This is a genomic window from Mumia sp. ZJ1417 (assembly GCF_014127285.1).
Taxonomy (GTDB): domain Bacteria; phylum Actinomycetota; class Actinomycetes; order Propionibacteriales; family Nocardioidaceae; genus Mumia.
In genome coordinates this window covers 1258175-1272735 of sequence record NZ_CP059901.1, presented here as the reverse complement: position 1 = coordinate 1272735, position 14561 = coordinate 1258175, and the positions used below count along the sequence as shown (strand labels likewise).

The window sequence follows — 14561 nt, the reverse complement described above, 5'->3', positions numbered from 1 at the left end:
CGCCGCTCAATCCTGGAGGACGACGTGCAGCACATTCTCGACGCCATCATGGCGGGTGACACCTCGAGCGAGGACTTCGCGAACATCGCCATCCCCGAGACCTATCGCGGGGTCACGGTCCACAAGGACGAGATCGACATGTTCGAGGGTCTCGCCACGCGTGACAAGGACCCCCGCAAGAGTCTGCACATCGACGAGGTCCCCATGCCCGAGCTGGCACCGGGCGAGGCGCTGGTCGCGGTCATGGCGAGCTCGATCAACTACAACACGGTCTGGACGTCGATCTTCGAGCCGGTGCCGACCTTCGGTTTCCTCGAGCGGTACGGCCGCCTGTCGGAGTACACCAAGCGCCACGACCTCCCGTACCACGTCGTCGGCTCCGACCTTGCCGGCGTCGTCCTGCGCACCGGCCCGGGTGTCAACGCCTGGAAGGCCGGCCAGGAGGTCGTCGCCCACTGCCTGTCGGTCGAGCTCGAGAGCCCCGACGGCCACAACGACACGATGATGGACCCCGAGCAGCGCATCTGGGGTTTCGAGACGAACTTCGGCGGCCTCGCCGAGGTCGCGATCGTCAAGGCCAACCAGCTCATGCCGAAGCCCGGTCACCTCTCCTGGGAGGAGGCCGCCAGCCCGGGCCTGGTGAACTCCACCGCCTACCGCCAGCTGGTCTCCAAGAACGGCGCCGCGATGAAGCAGGGCGACACCGTCCTGATCTGGGGCGCCTCGGGCGGCCTCGGCTCGTACGCGACGCAGTTCGCGCTCAACGGCGGCGCCACCCCCGTGTGTGTCGTCTCGTCGCCGGAGAAGGCCGAGATCGTCCGCTCGATGGGCGCCGACCTGGTCATCGACCGTTCCGCCGAGGACTACAAGTTCTGGAAGAACGAGCACGAGCAGGATCCGCGGGAGTGGAAGCGCCTCGGCTCGAAGATCCGTGAGCTGACCGGTGGCGACGATCCCGACATCGTGTTCGAGCACCCGGGCCGCGAGACCTTCGGCGCCAGCGTCTACGTCGCACGCAAGGGCGGGACGATCGTGACCTGCGCGTCGACGTCGGGCTACATGCACCAGTACGACAACCGCTACCTCTGGATGAACCTGAAGAACATCAAGAGCTCCCACTTCGCGAACTATCGCGAGGCGTGGGAGGCCAACCGTCTCATCGATAAGGGCATGATCCACCCGACTGTGTCGAAGGTCTACAGCCTCGAAGAGACCGGCCAGGCGGCCCTCGACGTGCACCGCAACGCACACCAGGGCAAGGTCGGTGTGCTGTGCCTGTCGCCCGAGGAGGGCCTCGGTGTGCGCGACGCGGAGAAGCGCGCGCGTCACGTCGATCAGATCAACCGCTTCCGCGGCGTCTGATCGCTGATCAGGAGACGCCGACAGGCTGAGTTCGGCGGGGAGGTCGCGATAGGCTTCCCGAAGCGATCTCCCCCCGAACTACAACCGAAGGCACCTCATGTCAGACCCACACGGCAGCTACTCCGACGGCGACTCCTTCTCGCGCACCCCAGGCGACCCGGCGCCGGGGGCCGGTTTTCCGCTCGTGCGGCGAGGCGGCTACGACAAGGACGCTGTCGATGCCTATCTGGCCCAGCACCGCGACGACCTCGCGCGGGCCAACGCCGCCGCCGCCGCGGCCGAGAAGAAGCTGAGCGCACTCGAGACCGAGGTTGCGGAGCTCCGCAGTAAGGTCACGGAGGCCAACAAGCCGAGCTACGCGGGTCTCGGTGGCCGCGCGGCAGAGCTCCTGGGCCTGGCCGAGCAGCAGTCGGCCGAGATGCTCGACCGCGCGAGGCGCGAAGCCGAGGACGTGCGTCGCGTCGCCGAGTCCGAGGCCGCCGCGATCAAGGCGGCTGCGGCCAAGGAGGCCGACGATCTGCGCGCCGTACAGCTCGCCGACGTCGAGGAGACCCGTGAGCGTCTCCTCGCCGAGGCCGAGAGCGAGCGCGCGCTCGCCCTGGCCGAGGCCGAGGACGTCCTCGCCAAGGCCAAGCGGGAGGCGGAGCAGATCGAGCTCGCCGCCAACCAGTCGACGAGCTCCTCGCGCCTCACCGCGACCCGCGCGGCCGAGCAGATCCGTGCGGCCGCCGATCGCGAGCTCACCGAGGCCCGCCGGGTCCTCGCGCTCGAGAAGGAGCGGATGGCCAAGGAGGCCGCCGAGTCGCACGCCGTGGCGACCGAGCAGACGACCAAGATGATCACCGACGCCGAGTCGCGTGCCGCGGCCGCCGAGACGCGGGCGCGCGAGGCGATCGCCGCCGCGACGAAGCGCCGCGAGGAGACCAAGGCCGAGTCCGAGCGCATGGTCGCGCGGTCGCGTCGTGAGGCCGAGCAGATCATGCACACTGCCCGGACGCAGTCCGAGCACTCGCTGGCCCAGGCTCGCGCCGACGCCGAGAAGCAGATCTCCGAGGTGCGTCACGAGCTCGACTCGCTGGTCGCCAAGCGCGACGCGGTCAAGGGTCAGCTCACCAAGCTGCGTGAGGTCATCGGTTCGTTCGCCGGGCTCGACTCGCTCGACAAGGACCCGGAGAAGTCGATCGTGATGACTCCGCGCTCTGAGGTCGCAGCCGTCGTCGAGGAGGTCGAGGCCGTCGTCGAGGAGGCCGCGTCCGTCGTCGAGTCGGACGACTACGACAACGCCGACGACGCCACAACGATCGTCTCCGCCGATTCGGCCGACGACACGGCCATCGAGCGCCCGGCGCGCGAGCGTTCGGTGCGTCGCGCCAAGCTCGGCGGCCCCGCGGCTGCTGATCTGGCCGAGGGCGAGGACGAGGACTCTCAGGCCTCTTGAGGCCCTTCCGAGGGGCGGGCCGACTCGAACGCCGCGACCGTACGATCTGCGTACGCTGAGGCGTCGGCCCGCTCCATCGGACCTTCCCACGTCCGTGGGAGCGGGATCGTGGCACGCGGGTTGAGGCGCGCCACGATCTCGTCCAGGACACGCTCGGTGTCTCCGACCCACAGGTGCTTCGCACCGTCGACGGCGATCACCTCGGCCTGCGGCACCCGCGCGAAGCGCTCCCGGGCCTCGGCGGGCCGCAGGTAGTCGTCGAGTTCGGGCACCAGCGCCGTCAGCGGCTTGCCGTCGGCAGCCCATGCGTCGAGATCGGCGTCGCTCGAGTAGCGCAACGGCGGCGACAGCAAGATCGCCCCCTCCACCTCGGCGTCCAGCCCGTACTTCAGCGTGAGGTCCGTCCCGAACGACCACCCGACGAGCCAGATGCCGGGCAGGTCCTCGAAGTCCGCGAACTCGATCGCGGCAGCGACGTCGTACCGCTCGCCCACGGCCGCGTCGAACGCTCCCCCACTGGTGCCCTGCATGCTGGTGGTGCCGCGCGTGTTGAAGCGCAGCACCGCGATGTCCGCCAGCGCGGGGAGGCGGTACGACGCCTTGCGGAAGAGGTGGCTGTCCATCATCCCGCCGTGCGTGGGCAGAGGGTGCAGGCAGATCATCGTCGCCACGGGCTGGCGCGACTCCGGCAGCGCGAGCTCTCCGACGAGCTCGAGCCCGTCGGCGGTGTGGAGCGTGATCGGCGTGCGCCGAGCGGGGAGGACGGAGTTGCCGCGGATCACCTGAGCGTCGTTCACGCCGGCAAGCCTACGTTCCGTGAGTGCAAGACCTCGTGCGGGACGGGCCACCTGCCACTAGCCTCCAAGTGCCGACGTGCGTACGGGGGTGCGCACCACGGGTGACACCGGGGAGTGTGGCCGTGACGCTGCAGGCCGACCAGGACGCGCGGACGTTCGACGATGCAGGCGTCGTCGTTCGACGCCGACTCCTGAGCGCGCTCGACCGGGCCGCACGCCGACCGATCACGCTTGTCGCGGCTCCGACCGGGTACGGCAAGACCACCCTGCTCCGTCAGTGGGCGCAGGAGCATCCCGAGGCCCTGTCGTTCGATGGCGGGCGGGCACGGCCGTGGGAGCAGGTCGTTTGCGCACTGCGCGAGGGCCGCCCCGTCCTCGTCGACGATGCCCACCTCGCGGGATGGGGCAGTGCGTTCGCCGCGGCCTGCGGAGCCGCAGGGCCGTCGGCGTCCCTCGTCGTCGCCTCGCGTGTCGACCCCCTCGTCGCGCTCCACCCTGACCGGCTCGCCGGGCGGGTGTCGGAGATCCGGGCGGAGGAGCTCGCGTTCTCGCTGGGTGAGCTGTCTCGAGTCGTGGCCAGGTCGGGCCGCCGGCTCGACCACGCCCAGGCCGAGGCGATGCACCTCGAGACCGACGGATGGCCGGCCGGGGTCCGGCTGACGGCGATGCGCTCGCGCGACGGACTCGCGACGGACGGTGCCTACTCGCCGAGTGGCAGCTATCTCATGGCCCACGTGGTCGCCGACCTCGATCCCAGAGTGCGCGCGTTCCTCTTGGCGACTGCGGTGCCCGAGGAGTTCGACGTCGCCCTCGCGTGCCGCCTGTCGGGCCGGTCCGACGCCTACGACGTGCTGGGCGAGATCACGCACTCGGTCGGCTTCGTCGTGCGCGACGGCGCGACCGGCCGCCTCCGCTACCACCCGATGCTGCGCCACCTGCTCCTGAGCGAGCTCGAGCGCGAGCCTGTCGCGCGTTTGCACGCCCTGCACCAGATCGCCGGACGCTGGACGTTCGGACGCGATCAGCTGGAGGCGAGCGCAGGCCATGCCGTGCGGGCCCATGACGACGACCTCGCCGCCGACGTTGCGGTCGCGCTCGCCTGCCGAAGTCTCGGCGATGACGACTGGAGCGCGCTGGATGCGCTGACCAGCGCCGTACCGGCCGTGTTCGCCCGCGACGACGAGCGCGGGCGCCTCCTGCTGACGCTGCGCGCGGCACGCAACGACGACAGCGTGGGCGCGGCGGCCGCCCTCGCCCGCACCGCACGCCGTACGAGCCTCGACATCCCCACGCACGAGCGAGTCGGCACGTTGACCGCCCTGTGCCGCGGCTGGCTCGCGCTCGGCGAGGGCCAGGGCGCTGCCGCGCAGGAGTGGATCGCGGCGGCGGACCCTGCCGTCGACCTCGGCGCCGGCTCACCGACCGCAGGATTGCGCAGCGCGTGGGTGCGCGTCTACGGGGCGCTGCTGGTCACCGACGGCAGGCTCGACGAGGTCGATGCCGTCCGGCGGTACGCCTCTCGCCTGGCTCGCCACGCACCGTGCGCGGGGGCGACCGCCGCGGAGATGACGATGTGGGCGGCCTTCGCCGCCGGCCGCCCGGCGGATGCACACAAGGCCGCCGGCGAGGTCGAGCGGCTCAGCGACGGATCTCCACCCCGATCGGTCTCGCTCGTCCGCGCGTGGCTCGACGTCGAGCGCGGCTCCCCTGCGGGCGTCGATCCCCCTCAGGGGCAGGCGGACCAGCTCCCAGGGATGCTGCCGTCGCCTCTGCTCGACCTGCTCGCCGAGCACTTCCGTCATCGCGCGGTGCAGCCGCCCCGCCCCGCGCACGAGGTGGTGGCCGAGTGCCAGCGGGCGACCACGTGGCTCGTGGCACGTCATACCCTCCTTGGCGCAGTGACGGCGTTGCTGTCCGCCGGCGCGACAACGACGGCGGTCGACGCGGTGCAGCGGGTCGGTACGGCTCACCCGCGGCTCGACACCTCGCCCTACCTGTTGTGGATCGCACTCACGGACGCCCTGCGGACCGGTGTCCGCGAGCAGCTCGGACCGCTGCTCGAGCAGGTCGACTGCGCCCACGACGTCCCCGAGGACCTGCGCGTACGGACGCTGCTCGCTGCAGCAGCGCTCGCGCACAGGGGCGACGACGCCACCGCGGCCTCGGCCCGCTTGCGTCCGGCCCTCGAGAGCACCGCGGTCCACGGGTGGCGGCGGCCGTGGCTCGCCCTGGGACCGTCGGCGTTCGACCTGCTCACGGCCGAGCACGGCCGCGTGGGCGCGCACGGCGACCTGGTCACGCGCCTGCTCGTCGAGCTCCGTAAAGATCGGGAGATCACCGACGAGCTCGTGGTCGCGCTCTCGACCCGCGAGCTGGAGATCCTCCAATACCTCCCGACGTCCCTCGACCAAGGCGAGCTCTGCGCGACGCTGTTCATCTCCCGCAACACCCTCAAGACTCACCTGCGGGCGATCTATCGCAAGCTCGGCGTCGAGTCACGACGTGAGGCCGTCCTCAAAGCGCAGCGCGTCGGCCTCTTGTGAGCACCGATCTCGCCCGCAGCGGGTGAGTCGCCTCCACCCGCTCCGTCGCAGACTGGGCGCATGGAGGAGGACGAGGGCACGCCGTACGTCATCGTCGTCGCAGGTGCGTTGACCGACGCAGTGGCACGCGCCACCCGCGCCAGGGGCCTGGACGTGACCGAAGAGCGTGGTGGGCTCGTGCTGCGCGGTCGGTTCTCCGGCCTGGTCGCCCTGAACGACCTGCTCTTCGCCCTCGACGACCTCGGGCTCACCCTCGTCTCGGTCCGCCAGAACGCGTGAGCGTCCGCGCCGATCTCACACCGCACGGGTGAGTCGCAGCAGCCCAGGGCTGTCCTAGCGTCGAACCGTGCCTGACGATCGAGAGCCATCGACGCGGCTCGCGCTCCCCCGTGAGCCACTGATCATCCTCACCTGCGCCGGCGCCCTCGCCGCAGCGATCGGGTTGCGCGTGTTCGCTGGCATCATCGCGCCGCTCATCCTCGCGCTCGTCCTCGTCGTCGCGGTCCAACCCGTCCGTGACTTCGCCGTGAGGCGCGGCGTCCCCGAGTGGCTCGCGACGGGGACCACCCTCCTTGCGGTGTACGCCATCGTGGGCGGCTTCGGAGTCGCCCTGGTGGTCGCCGCGGGCAGATTCGCGACGTTGCTCGGCGAGTACGAGCCGCAGTTCCAGGCGTTCGTCAACGACATCGGGGACCTCCTCGAGTCGTGGGGCGTCGGTAGCGCGGAGGTCCAGGAGATGATCAGGTCGATCGACCTGGGCAGCCTCGTCGGGATCGCGACAGACCTCATCGGAGGTGTCGCAGGCGCGTTCTCGAGCATCTTCTTCATCGTCGTCCTGCTCTTCTTCGTCGCGACGGACGCGGGCGCATTCGCCTCGAAGCTGCGCAGGGTCCCCTCGAGCGGCTCGCGTACGGCGGAGGCGTTCGGGAGGTTCGCCCAGGGGACGCGGACGTACCTGGTCGTGTCCACGCTGTTCGGGCTCGTCGTCGCCCTCGTCGACGTCGTCGCGCTGTACGCGCTCGACATCCGGGACCCGTGGCTGTGGGGCATCCTCGCGTTCCTCACGAACTACATTCCCAACATCGGGTTCATCATCGGCCTCATTCCGCCGACGATCATCGCGCTGCTCGATCACGGCTGGGGTACGGCGCTGGCCGTGATCCTCGTGTACTCGGCGGTGAACTTCGTGCTGCAGACCCTCGTGCAGCCCCGAGTCGTCGGCAACACGGTCGGACTGTCAGGATCGCTGACCTTCTTGTCCCTCATCTTCTGGGCCTCGCTGTTCGGCGGCATCGGGGCGATTCTGGCCATCCCCCTCACCTTGTTCGTCAAGGCCGTCTTCGTCGACGTCAGTCCCGACCGGGGCTGGATCGGCCCGCTGCTGTCCAGCGACACCGTGCCGAAGGCCGTGGAAAGGACCACACCATGAGTGCGAACGACGAGGAGGTCGAACGGCTCCGTGCGGAGGTCGCCGATCTCAGGCAGCGCCTGTCCGATCAGCCCGACGCCACGGCCGCCCCCGGCGGACGCAGCGGCTGGTGGCGTACGCCGCTGGTCGCCGTGCTCGTCTTCCTCGGCGCGCTCATGGCCCCGCTGTCCGTCGTCGCGACGTGGGCGCACGACGAGATCGGCGACACCGACCGCTACGTCGAGACCGTCGCGCCGCTGGTCTCGGACCCGGCGGTGCAGGACGCGCTCACCAACCTCATCACCGACGTGATCGTCACGCAGCTCAACATCGACGCGGTGACGAAGGAGGCGCTCGACGCAGTGGCGCAGCAGGACTTCGTACCGCCCCGTGCGGCTCCGCTGCTGCCCGCCCTCGCCACTCCGTTGACGAGCGCCGTGGAGGGGTTCGTGCGCGACACCGTCGACCGCGTGGTCCGCTCCGAGACGTTCGAGGAGGCGTGGGTGACCGCCAACCGCGAAGCCCATGGCCAGGCAGTCGCCGTCCTCACCGGCGCCGACACCGACCAGGTCGAGGTCACCGACAATGCGGTGAGCATCAACATCGCGACGTTCGTCGAGGCGGCCAAACAGCTCCTCGTCGACCGTGGGTTCGCGTTGGCCGAGCGCATCCCCGAGGTCAACGCGAGCTTCGTGCTCTTCCAGTCCGATGACATAGGCAAGGCGCAGACGTGGTTCAGCTGGCTCGAGACGGCCTCGCGCGTGCTCCCGATCCTCGGGCTCGTCCTGCTCGCGACGGCGGTCTTCATCGCGCGAGACCGCAGGCATGCGCTCTTCGCTGTCGCGATCTCGGTCGCCGTCGCGATGGTGCTCCTGGGCCTGGTCCTCAACCTCATCCGGCCGCTCTACCTCGACGCGGTGCCGTCCGACGTGCTGCCCGCTGATGCCGCTGCAGTCGTCTACGACCAGCTCGTCCTGTTCATCCGTACCGCGCTGCGCGCGGTCCTCGTCATCGCGCTCGCGCTCGCGGTGACCGCGTTCCTCCTCGCCCCGACGGGAGCCGGCGCCGCGATCCGTACGGGCATCGTGGGCGCGGCGGGACGGATGCGCGAGCGCTCCGGCATCTCCCGCGGCCCCGTGTCCACGTTCGTCGCCACCTACCGGACCTTCGCCCGCGTCGCGGTCGTGGCGCTCGGGGTGCTCGCCTACGTCTCTCTCGACCATCCGACCGGGGGCAACGCGCTGGTGATCGTCGTCCTGATCGTGCTGGGCCTGCTCGTGGTGGAGCTGGTGGCCGGGCCGCGGGAGCGGAAGCCGGCTGAACAGCCGGCCAGTGGTCCAGGGACTCCCGGTTAGTCGTCCTGGGTGGGGGTGACCTCGATGAGCTCCACCCCGAGCTCCTCGAGGGCCTGCAGCGCGCCGAGGAGCTCGGCACGGTCACGAAAGGCACCCCGAAGCGCGACAGTGTCTCCGGGTTCCACACGCAGGCGCAGCGCGGCCAGCGCAGCGACGAGCGCCTCGCTCAGCTCGCCTCGCACGAGGATCTCGTACGAGGTCGATCGGCCGGGCGAGGCGCTCGTCATGCGCGCTCCGTTCAACGAAGGAATCGTCAGCTCTCGAAGTCTGGCGTGTAGTTGGCCAGTGCCCAGATGAGGAACACGTTGAACGCGATGATCACGACTGCCCAGATCGGGTAGTACGGCAGCCACAGGAAGTTGGCGATGATCGAGAGGACCGCCAGGCCGATGCCGGCTCCGCGCGCGAACGCGTTGCCGGACATGATCGCGAACGCGATCACGATGAAGAGCACGCCGAGCACGAGGTGGATCCAGCCCCACGTCGTGACGTTGAACGCGTACACGTAGTCCTCGGTACGGACGAAGACGTCGTCCTTGGCGATGGCGGCGATCCCCTGGAAAACCTGGACGAACCCGATGATCGCCAGCATCGCTGCTGCGAAGATCGTGAGCCCCTGCGCCCAGGGGTTGCTGGTGCGTGTGGCAGAACGGGTGGACATTCGGTCTCCTTCATCAGGCGGCGGCCACCCCGCCGCGTACCAGTCAGCGTGTCGGCGCCACGGCGCCGCAGCATCACACCCACGGGGTGATTCGCCGCGGGCGATCACCGCCGCGCGGCGAGTGCCTCAGCCGCCGAGGATCTTGGCCTTCTGGGCGGCGAACTCCTCCGACGTCAAGATCCCCTGCTGCTGCAGTGCCGCGAGCCGCTCGAGCTGGGTGACGACGTCGCCGCCCCCCGCGGCAGCTGGCGCCGGCTGCTGCGCGGCGTACTGCTGGGCCGCGGCCGCCTGCTGCGCCGCAGCCTGCATCGCTGCCTGCTGTTGCTGCTGCTCGTACGCCTGCGACTGCGCCTCCTGCTCGTACCGGGCGTCCTGGCGTCGCTGCATCCGGTTGTTCACCGCGCCGGCGGTTCCTGCCACGACAGCAGTCCTCGCCGCCAGCCCGATGAGGCCCGGGCGTCCCCCACGTCCACCGATCATGGTCGTACTCTCCTCACTCAGATCCCCACGCCGCCACCACGGCGTCGAGGTCGGAACGGTCGATGCGCTCGTGCGCGAGGACGACGCCTCCTACAGCGCCGAGCGCTGCGGAGAAGCGAGCGGCCCACACGTTCTCCCAGACGACGAGCACCGCGGACGTCCCGTTCGGCACCGCCTCGGCGATCGCGAGGATGTCCTCCTCACCCAGCAGGCCCGGCACGTCGGACTCCACGCCCAGGATCTCGCGGATCGCGTCCCCGTCGTCGATGTCGAGCACCGTCACGCTCCCGTCTTCACCGCGGGAGACGATCACCGCATCGAGCAGCCGTACGGCTCCGCTCGCGACGGCGTCGGCCACGACGGTGGCCACGCTGCCGTCAGGCGTCGCCCCCTCCAGGAACCCCAGCACGGCGATGTCGACCGGGCCGGACGGGTTCGCGTTGTCCGCCATCGGATGTCCCCTCTCTGCGACGAGCTTTCGTCCCACTCTGCGGTGAACGCCCCGTCTGGGGATCACCCTTCGCGGGTGACGTTGAGCCCGGACGGGCCTCAGCACTCGGTCAGGAGGTCACGAAGGGCCTCCCGGCGGTCCGGGCCGACGCCGAGTCCCTCGGCGAAGTACGTCGCGAGATCGCCGTACTGCGTCCGCGCCTGCGCCATGCTGGTCTCGAGGTACGCCTCACGGACCCCGAGGACCGGGCGGAGCAGTGCGGGATCGCCGCCGTGCGCCGCGAACTCGTCGAAGACGGGCTTGAGCGCCGGGAGGAGCTGGTCGTTGGTGAGCAGGTACTCGCGCACCACGTCCTCCTCCGGCACGCCGACCATCAGGAGGGTCGTCGCCGCGGCCCACCCCGTACGGTCCTTGCCCGTGGTGCAGTGGAACAGCACGGGGCCGCGGTCGAGCGCGAGGAGGTCGGAGAAGAACGTCCGGTACGCCGTACGCGCGCTCGGGAGGGCGACCAGCTGCGTGTAGGCCCGGCTGAGCAGCTCCTCCACCTGCCCGTCGCCGAGGAGCGTCTTGGCGCGCTTCGGGTCCTCGAGGATCGTCGCCATGTCGGTGGGTGTGGCGTCGGTGTCGTCGGCGAGGACGTCGAGCACGACGTGCTCAGCCCCCGGCACCACGACATCCGGGCGCAGTGCGCGCTCGGGTTGGGTCCGCAGGTCCACCACCGTCCGGATGCCGAGCGCGGCGACCGCGTCCAGGTCCGCTCCGCTCAGCCGGCTCAGGTCCGTCGATCGGTAGAGCACTCCGTCGCGGACACGGCGCCCGTCGCTGGTCCTCCACCCGCCGAGACCGCGCAGGTTGGGGAGCGTCTCCAAGGGGATCGACGCACCTGGGTACGTCGCGGGATCGATCATGGGTCCTCCTGCCGAGTCAGGCGCGGGACCACCCGTCCCACCCAGGCCATCATGGTGGCGGTGATGCCCCGGTCGCGCATCCAGACCGACAGCTCGTAGCCGACGACGGCGGTGCCGACCAGCACGTACGCCACGACGACGAGCCACGCGACGATCGCGAACGCGACACCGATCACCCCGTAGCGCTGGGCGTCGATCGCGATGAGGTGCGGCACGTACAGATGGGTCCACCAGCCGGCCGCGAGCTGCACGCCCGTCGTGAGGATCGCCGCGGGCAGCAGGGCCTCGACGGTGGCACGCCCCGCCAGCTCGATCCGGAGCAGCATCATCCACAGCGGCACCGAGATCACCACTTGGACCGGGACGCCCGCGGGGCCGAGGAGGTGTCCGACCCAACCGACCAGGACGAACATCGCGAGCATGAAGAAGACGCCGAGGAAGCCGGCCGAGGCGGCCTTCACCCGTGGCGCGGCCTCGAGAGACCAGGCGAGCTCGTACATCCGCTGGAGCGTCCGTGAGAAGGAACCGATCGACAGCAGCAGGATCACGAAGCTCCCGAGGGTGAACCCGCCCGTCGCGTCCGGCGGCGACGCGAACAGCAGGCTCATGGCCTCGGCGGCGCTGCCGGTGAGACCGAAGTAGTCGATGAGCAGGTCGTCGACCTGCTGGTCGCCCGAGCTGGACAACCAGCTCGAACCGACGACCAGGAGCGGGATCAGGGCGATGAACGCCTGGCCGGACAGGGTGATCGCACGGTTCCGCCCGTCCATGTCGTACATGTGACGCACGCAGCGGCCGGGGAAGGACGCGTCGAACCACGCCTTGACGGCGACGGCCCTCCCGACCCAGGCCTCTGTGCTGGCACGCCGTCCCACCGCACAAGTCTCACCGCGTGCCTCGCGGTGAGCCTCACCCGTGGCGGGTGAGGCCGCGGGCGGTCAGCGGCGGCGTCGCCAGCAGGGGCTGTGCCAGTGTCGGCGCTCCTCGAGGCCCGAGGTGCTCAGGAGCCCCGGCTCGAGCGGCCACACGACGACGTGGGGCGTCGCCGGACGGATCGGCTGCGCGCAGCCGGGGCAGGTGTACGTCTTGGTGGACGTCGCCCCCGTGATCGTACGGACGACCCAGTCGCCGTCGCCGCGCTCCTCGACGCGCTGGTGACCGCCATTCAGCGGCGGAGGAGCACCCCGTGGTCCACGGGGTGTGCGACGTCGGCGAGACATGGCTCCAGCGTACGGACCGCTCAGCGGCGGGCGTAGTCGCGAAAGCCGCGTCCGGTCTTGCGCCCGAGGTAGCCCGCGGTCACGAGGTGCTCGAGCAGCGGCGCCGGCGCCCAGGCGGGCTCACGGAACTCGCGGAAGAGGGTCTGCTCGATCGCCAGCGACACGTCGTTGCCGACGACGTCGAGCAGCTCGAACGGACCCATCGGCAGCCGGCAGCCGAGCTTCATCGCGACGTCGATGTCGTCGGCGGTGGCGTAGTGCGCCTCGAGCATCTTGACGGCGTCGTTGAGGTACGGGAAGAGCAACGCGTTGACGATGAAGCCCGCGCGGTCGCCGCACGACACGGGGTGCTTGCCGATCTGGGCGCACAGCGCCGTGACGGTCTCGCTCACTTCGTCGGCGGTCGCCACGGTCGAGACGACCTCGACGAGCTTCATCACCGGCGCGGGGTTGAAGAAGTGCATCCCGATGATGTCGGCCGGGCGGCTGGTGACCGCGGCGCACGCGATGACCGGCAACGAGGACGTTGTCGTGGCGAGGATCGCACCGGGCTTGCAGAGGCGGTCGAGGTCCTTGAACAGCTCGACCTTCACGTCGAGATCCTCCGCGATCGCCTCGACGACGATGTCGACGTCGGCCAAGGCCTCGCGCTCGGTGCTGCCGGACAGCCGCGCGAGGACCTCGGCCTTCTTCTCCTCGGTGGACCTGCCGCGCGAGATGGCCTTGTCGAGCGACTTGGTGATCGCAGCACGGACGCCGTCGAGCTTGTCGGGCGTGCGTCCGACGTAGACGACGTCGTAGCCGGCCTTGGCGAAGACCTCGACGATGCCCGCGGCCATGGTGCCGGTGCCGACGACACCGACGGTGGCGATGTCGCGGCGCAGCTGCGGCGCGACATCGGCCGACGGGGTGGCGGCATCGGCGACGACCTCCGACGCGTACTCCTCGGTGTACGTGTAGAAGCCGCGGCCGGACTTGCGGCCGAGGAGGCCGGCGGTGACCATCTGCTTGAGGATCGGCGACGGCGCGTGGACACGCTTGCGGTCCTGGAGGTACATCGTCTCGAGGATCTCGTACGCGGTGTCGAGGCCGATGAGGTCGAGAAGCGCGAGCGGGCCCATCGGGTAGCCGCAGCCGAGTCGCATCGCGGCGTCGATGTCCTCGCGCGTCGCGTACTGCGCCTCGTACATCGAGGCCGCGTGGTTGAGATAGGCGAAGAGCAGCGCGTTGGCGATGAAGCCGGCCTTGTCGCCGACGGTGACGGGGCTCTTGCCCAGACGCTGCGCCAGGGCGACGACGTCGTCGACGACGTCGGGCGCGGAGACGACCGTCCGGACGACCTCGACGAAGTCCTGGACCGGCGCCGGGTTGAAGAAGTGGAGCCCGACGACGCGGCTGGGGAGCTTGGTGGCCGACGCGATCTCGGTGACCGAGAGCGCCGAGGTGTTGGATGCGAGGATCGCGTCGTCACGGACGATCTTGTCGAGCTGCTGGAAGACGTCGATCTTGACGTCGAGCTGCTCGACCACGGCCTCGATGACCAGATCGACGTCGGCGAGGGAGGTCAGGTCGGTGGTGTAGGTGATGCGACCGAGCAGAGCCGCACGGTCGTCGTCGGCCAGCTTGCCCCGCTCGGCGGCGCGCTGGGTCGAGTGCGCGATCGTGCCGCGGCCGTGGTCGAGCCCCGCCTCGTCGCGATCGACGCCGATCACCGAGATGCCGTTGCGGGCGAGCACCTCTGCGATGCCGGCACCCATGGTGCCCAGGCCGACGACTCCGACTGAGTTGATCTCGCGCGCCACGGATGTCTCCTGTGTTCGGGGAGGACGTAAGTTACCGGCAGGTTACTACCGGGTGGGCAGGAGTCTCGCAGCGATCACACACCTCGCGCCGTGACTCAGGTCACGCCGTGCCTGTGGAGAACCGTGCCGCTGCGTT

General features: G+C 70.2%; 15 protein-coding genes. 6 read left to right on the top strand and 9 right to left on the bottom strand.

All coding sequences use genetic code 11. The features are described from left to right. Nucleotides 1-24 precede the first annotated feature (24 nt). Complete coding sequence (ccrA, locus tag H4N58_RS06095) at nucleotides 25-1362, top strand: crotonyl-CoA carboxylase/reductase (RefSeq protein ID WP_167007589.1); 1338 nt, start codon at nucleotides 25-27, stop codon at nucleotides 1360-1362. A 97-nt stretch (nucleotides 1363-1459) separates the two neighbouring features. After that, nucleotides 1460-2800, top strand: a complete 1341-nt coding sequence (locus tag H4N58_RS06090) for a hypothetical protein (protein ID WP_167007586.1) — start codon at nucleotides 1460-1462, stop codon at nucleotides 2798-2800. Here the strand turns inward: H4N58_RS06090 and H4N58_RS06085 are convergent. Then, nucleotides 2788-3597, bottom strand: coding sequence for an alpha/beta hydrolase (locus H4N58_RS06085; protein ID WP_208322493.1), 810 nt, complete (start codon nucleotides 3595-3597; stop codon nucleotides 2788-2790). The genes H4N58_RS06090 and H4N58_RS06085 overlap by 13 nt on opposite strands. A gap of 122 nt (nucleotides 3598-3719) precedes the next feature. Here H4N58_RS06085 and H4N58_RS06080 point away from each other — a divergent pair, with 122 nt between their 5' ends. The 4 genes from H4N58_RS06080 (at nucleotide 3720) to H4N58_RS06065 (ending at nucleotide 8903) form a co-directional block, all read left to right on the top strand. Next, on the top strand, nucleotides 3720-6140 hold the full coding sequence (locus tag H4N58_RS06080; RefSeq protein WP_167251999.1) for a LuxR C-terminal-related transcriptional regulator: 2421 nt from the start codon (nucleotides 3720-3722) through the stop codon (nucleotides 6138-6140). Nucleotides 6141-6200: 60 nt separating this feature from the next. Then, nucleotides 6201-6419: a hypothetical protein gene (locus H4N58_RS06075; protein ID WP_167252000.1), complete on the top strand. Its 219-nt coding sequence runs from the start codon at nucleotides 6201-6203 to the stop codon at nucleotides 6417-6419. A gap of 67 nt (nucleotides 6420-6486) precedes the next feature. Beyond that, nucleotides 6487-7569: an AI-2E family transporter gene (locus H4N58_RS06070; protein ID WP_167007577.1), complete on the top strand. Its 1083-nt coding sequence runs from the start codon at nucleotides 6487-6489 to the stop codon at nucleotides 7567-7569. Beyond that, nucleotides 7566-8903, top strand: a complete 1338-nt coding sequence (locus H4N58_RS06065) for a hypothetical protein (RefSeq protein WP_167007575.1) — start codon at nucleotides 7566-7568, stop codon at nucleotides 8901-8903. Before H4N58_RS06070 ends, H4N58_RS06065 begins: the two co-directional genes overlap by 4 nt. Here H4N58_RS06065 and H4N58_RS06060 read toward each other — a convergent pair. The 8 genes from H4N58_RS06060 to H4N58_RS06025 all read right to left on the bottom strand — a co-directional run bounded on the left by H4N58_RS06060 (nucleotide 8900) and on the right by H4N58_RS06025 (nucleotide 14425). After that, nucleotides 8900-9130 (bottom strand): hypothetical protein, encoded by a 231-nt coding sequence (locus H4N58_RS06060; RefSeq protein ID WP_167007573.1) that lies wholly within the window; start codon nucleotides 9128-9130, stop codon nucleotides 8900-8902. The two genes, H4N58_RS06065 and H4N58_RS06060, sit on opposite strands and share 4 nt — an antisense overlap. Before the next feature lie 26 nt (nucleotides 9131-9156). Continuing rightward, complete coding sequence (locus H4N58_RS06055) at nucleotides 9157-9564, bottom strand: hypothetical protein (protein ID WP_167007571.1); 408 nt, start codon at nucleotides 9562-9564, stop codon at nucleotides 9157-9159. 126 nt (nucleotides 9565-9690) lie between these two features. After that, entirely contained in the window at nucleotides 9691-10044 is a 354-nt protein-coding gene (locus tag H4N58_RS06050; RefSeq protein ID WP_167252001.1) for an SHOCT domain-containing protein, read from the bottom strand. A 13-nt stretch (nucleotides 10045-10057) separates the two neighbouring features. Further along, nucleotides 10058-10495: a DUF6325 family protein gene (locus H4N58_RS06045; protein ID WP_167252002.1), complete on the bottom strand. Its 438-nt coding sequence runs from the start codon at nucleotides 10493-10495 to the stop codon at nucleotides 10058-10060. Between the two features lie 98 nt (nucleotides 10496-10593). Continuing rightward, nucleotides 10594-11403 carry a tyrosine-protein phosphatase gene (locus H4N58_RS06040; RefSeq protein WP_167252003.1) on the bottom strand — a complete coding sequence of 270 codons (810 nt, stop codon included), beginning with the start codon at nucleotides 11401-11403 and terminating at the stop codon, nucleotides 10594-10596. Then, entirely contained in the window at nucleotides 11400-12278 is an 879-nt protein-coding gene (locus H4N58_RS06035) for a YihY/virulence factor BrkB family protein (protein ID WP_167252004.1), read from the bottom strand. The genes H4N58_RS06040 and H4N58_RS06035 overlap by 4 nt, the downstream gene beginning before the upstream one ends. Nucleotides 12279-12341: 63 nt before the next feature. Continuing rightward, on the bottom strand, nucleotides 12342-12623 hold the full coding sequence (locus H4N58_RS06030; RefSeq protein ID WP_167007557.1) for a hypothetical protein: 282 nt from the start codon (nucleotides 12621-12623) through the stop codon (nucleotides 12342-12344). A gap of 20 nt (nucleotides 12624-12643) precedes the next feature. After that, entirely contained in the window at nucleotides 12644-14425 is a 1782-nt protein-coding gene (locus H4N58_RS06025; RefSeq protein WP_167007554.1) for a 3-hydroxyacyl-CoA dehydrogenase family protein, read from the bottom strand. Nucleotides 14426-14561: the final 136 nt, after the last annotated feature.

What these genes read in the sequence shown, in the direction of transcription:
- H4N58_RS06090 (WP_167007586.1), top strand. Translation starts at nt 1,460, where the DNA reads ATGTCAGACCCACACGGCAGCTACTCCGACGGCGACTCCTTCTCGCGC.
- H4N58_RS06075 (WP_167252000.1), top strand. Translation starts at nt 6,201, where the DNA reads ATGGAGGAGGACGAGGGCACGCCGTACGTCATCGTCGTCGCAGGTGCG.
- H4N58_RS06065 (WP_167007575.1), top strand. Translation starts at nt 7,566, where the DNA reads ATGAGTGCGAACGACGAGGAGGTCGAACGGCTCCGTGCGGAGGTCGCC.
- H4N58_RS06060 (WP_167007573.1), bottom strand. Translation starts at nt 9,130, where the DNA reads ATGACGAGCGCCTCGCCCGGCCGATCGACCTCGTACGAGATCCTCGTG.
- H4N58_RS06055 (WP_167007571.1), bottom strand. Translation starts at nt 9,564, where the DNA reads ATGTCCACCCGTTCTGCCACACGCACCAGCAACCCCTGGGCGCAGGGG.
- H4N58_RS06050 (WP_167252001.1), bottom strand. Translation starts at nt 10,044, where the DNA reads ATGATCGGTGGACGTGGGGGACGCCCGGGCCTCATCGGGCTGGCGGCG.
- H4N58_RS06045 (WP_167252002.1), bottom strand. Translation starts at nt 10,495, where the DNA reads ATGGCGGACAACGCGAACCCGTCCGGCCCGGTCGACATCGCCGTGCTG.
- H4N58_RS06040 (WP_167252003.1), bottom strand. Translation starts at nt 11,403, where the DNA reads ATGATCGATCCCGCGACGTACCCAGGTGCGTCGATCCCCTTGGAGACG.
- H4N58_RS06030 (WP_167007557.1), bottom strand. Translation starts at nt 12,623, where the DNA reads ATGTCTCGCCGACGTCGCACACCCCGTGGACCACGGGGTGCTCCTCCG.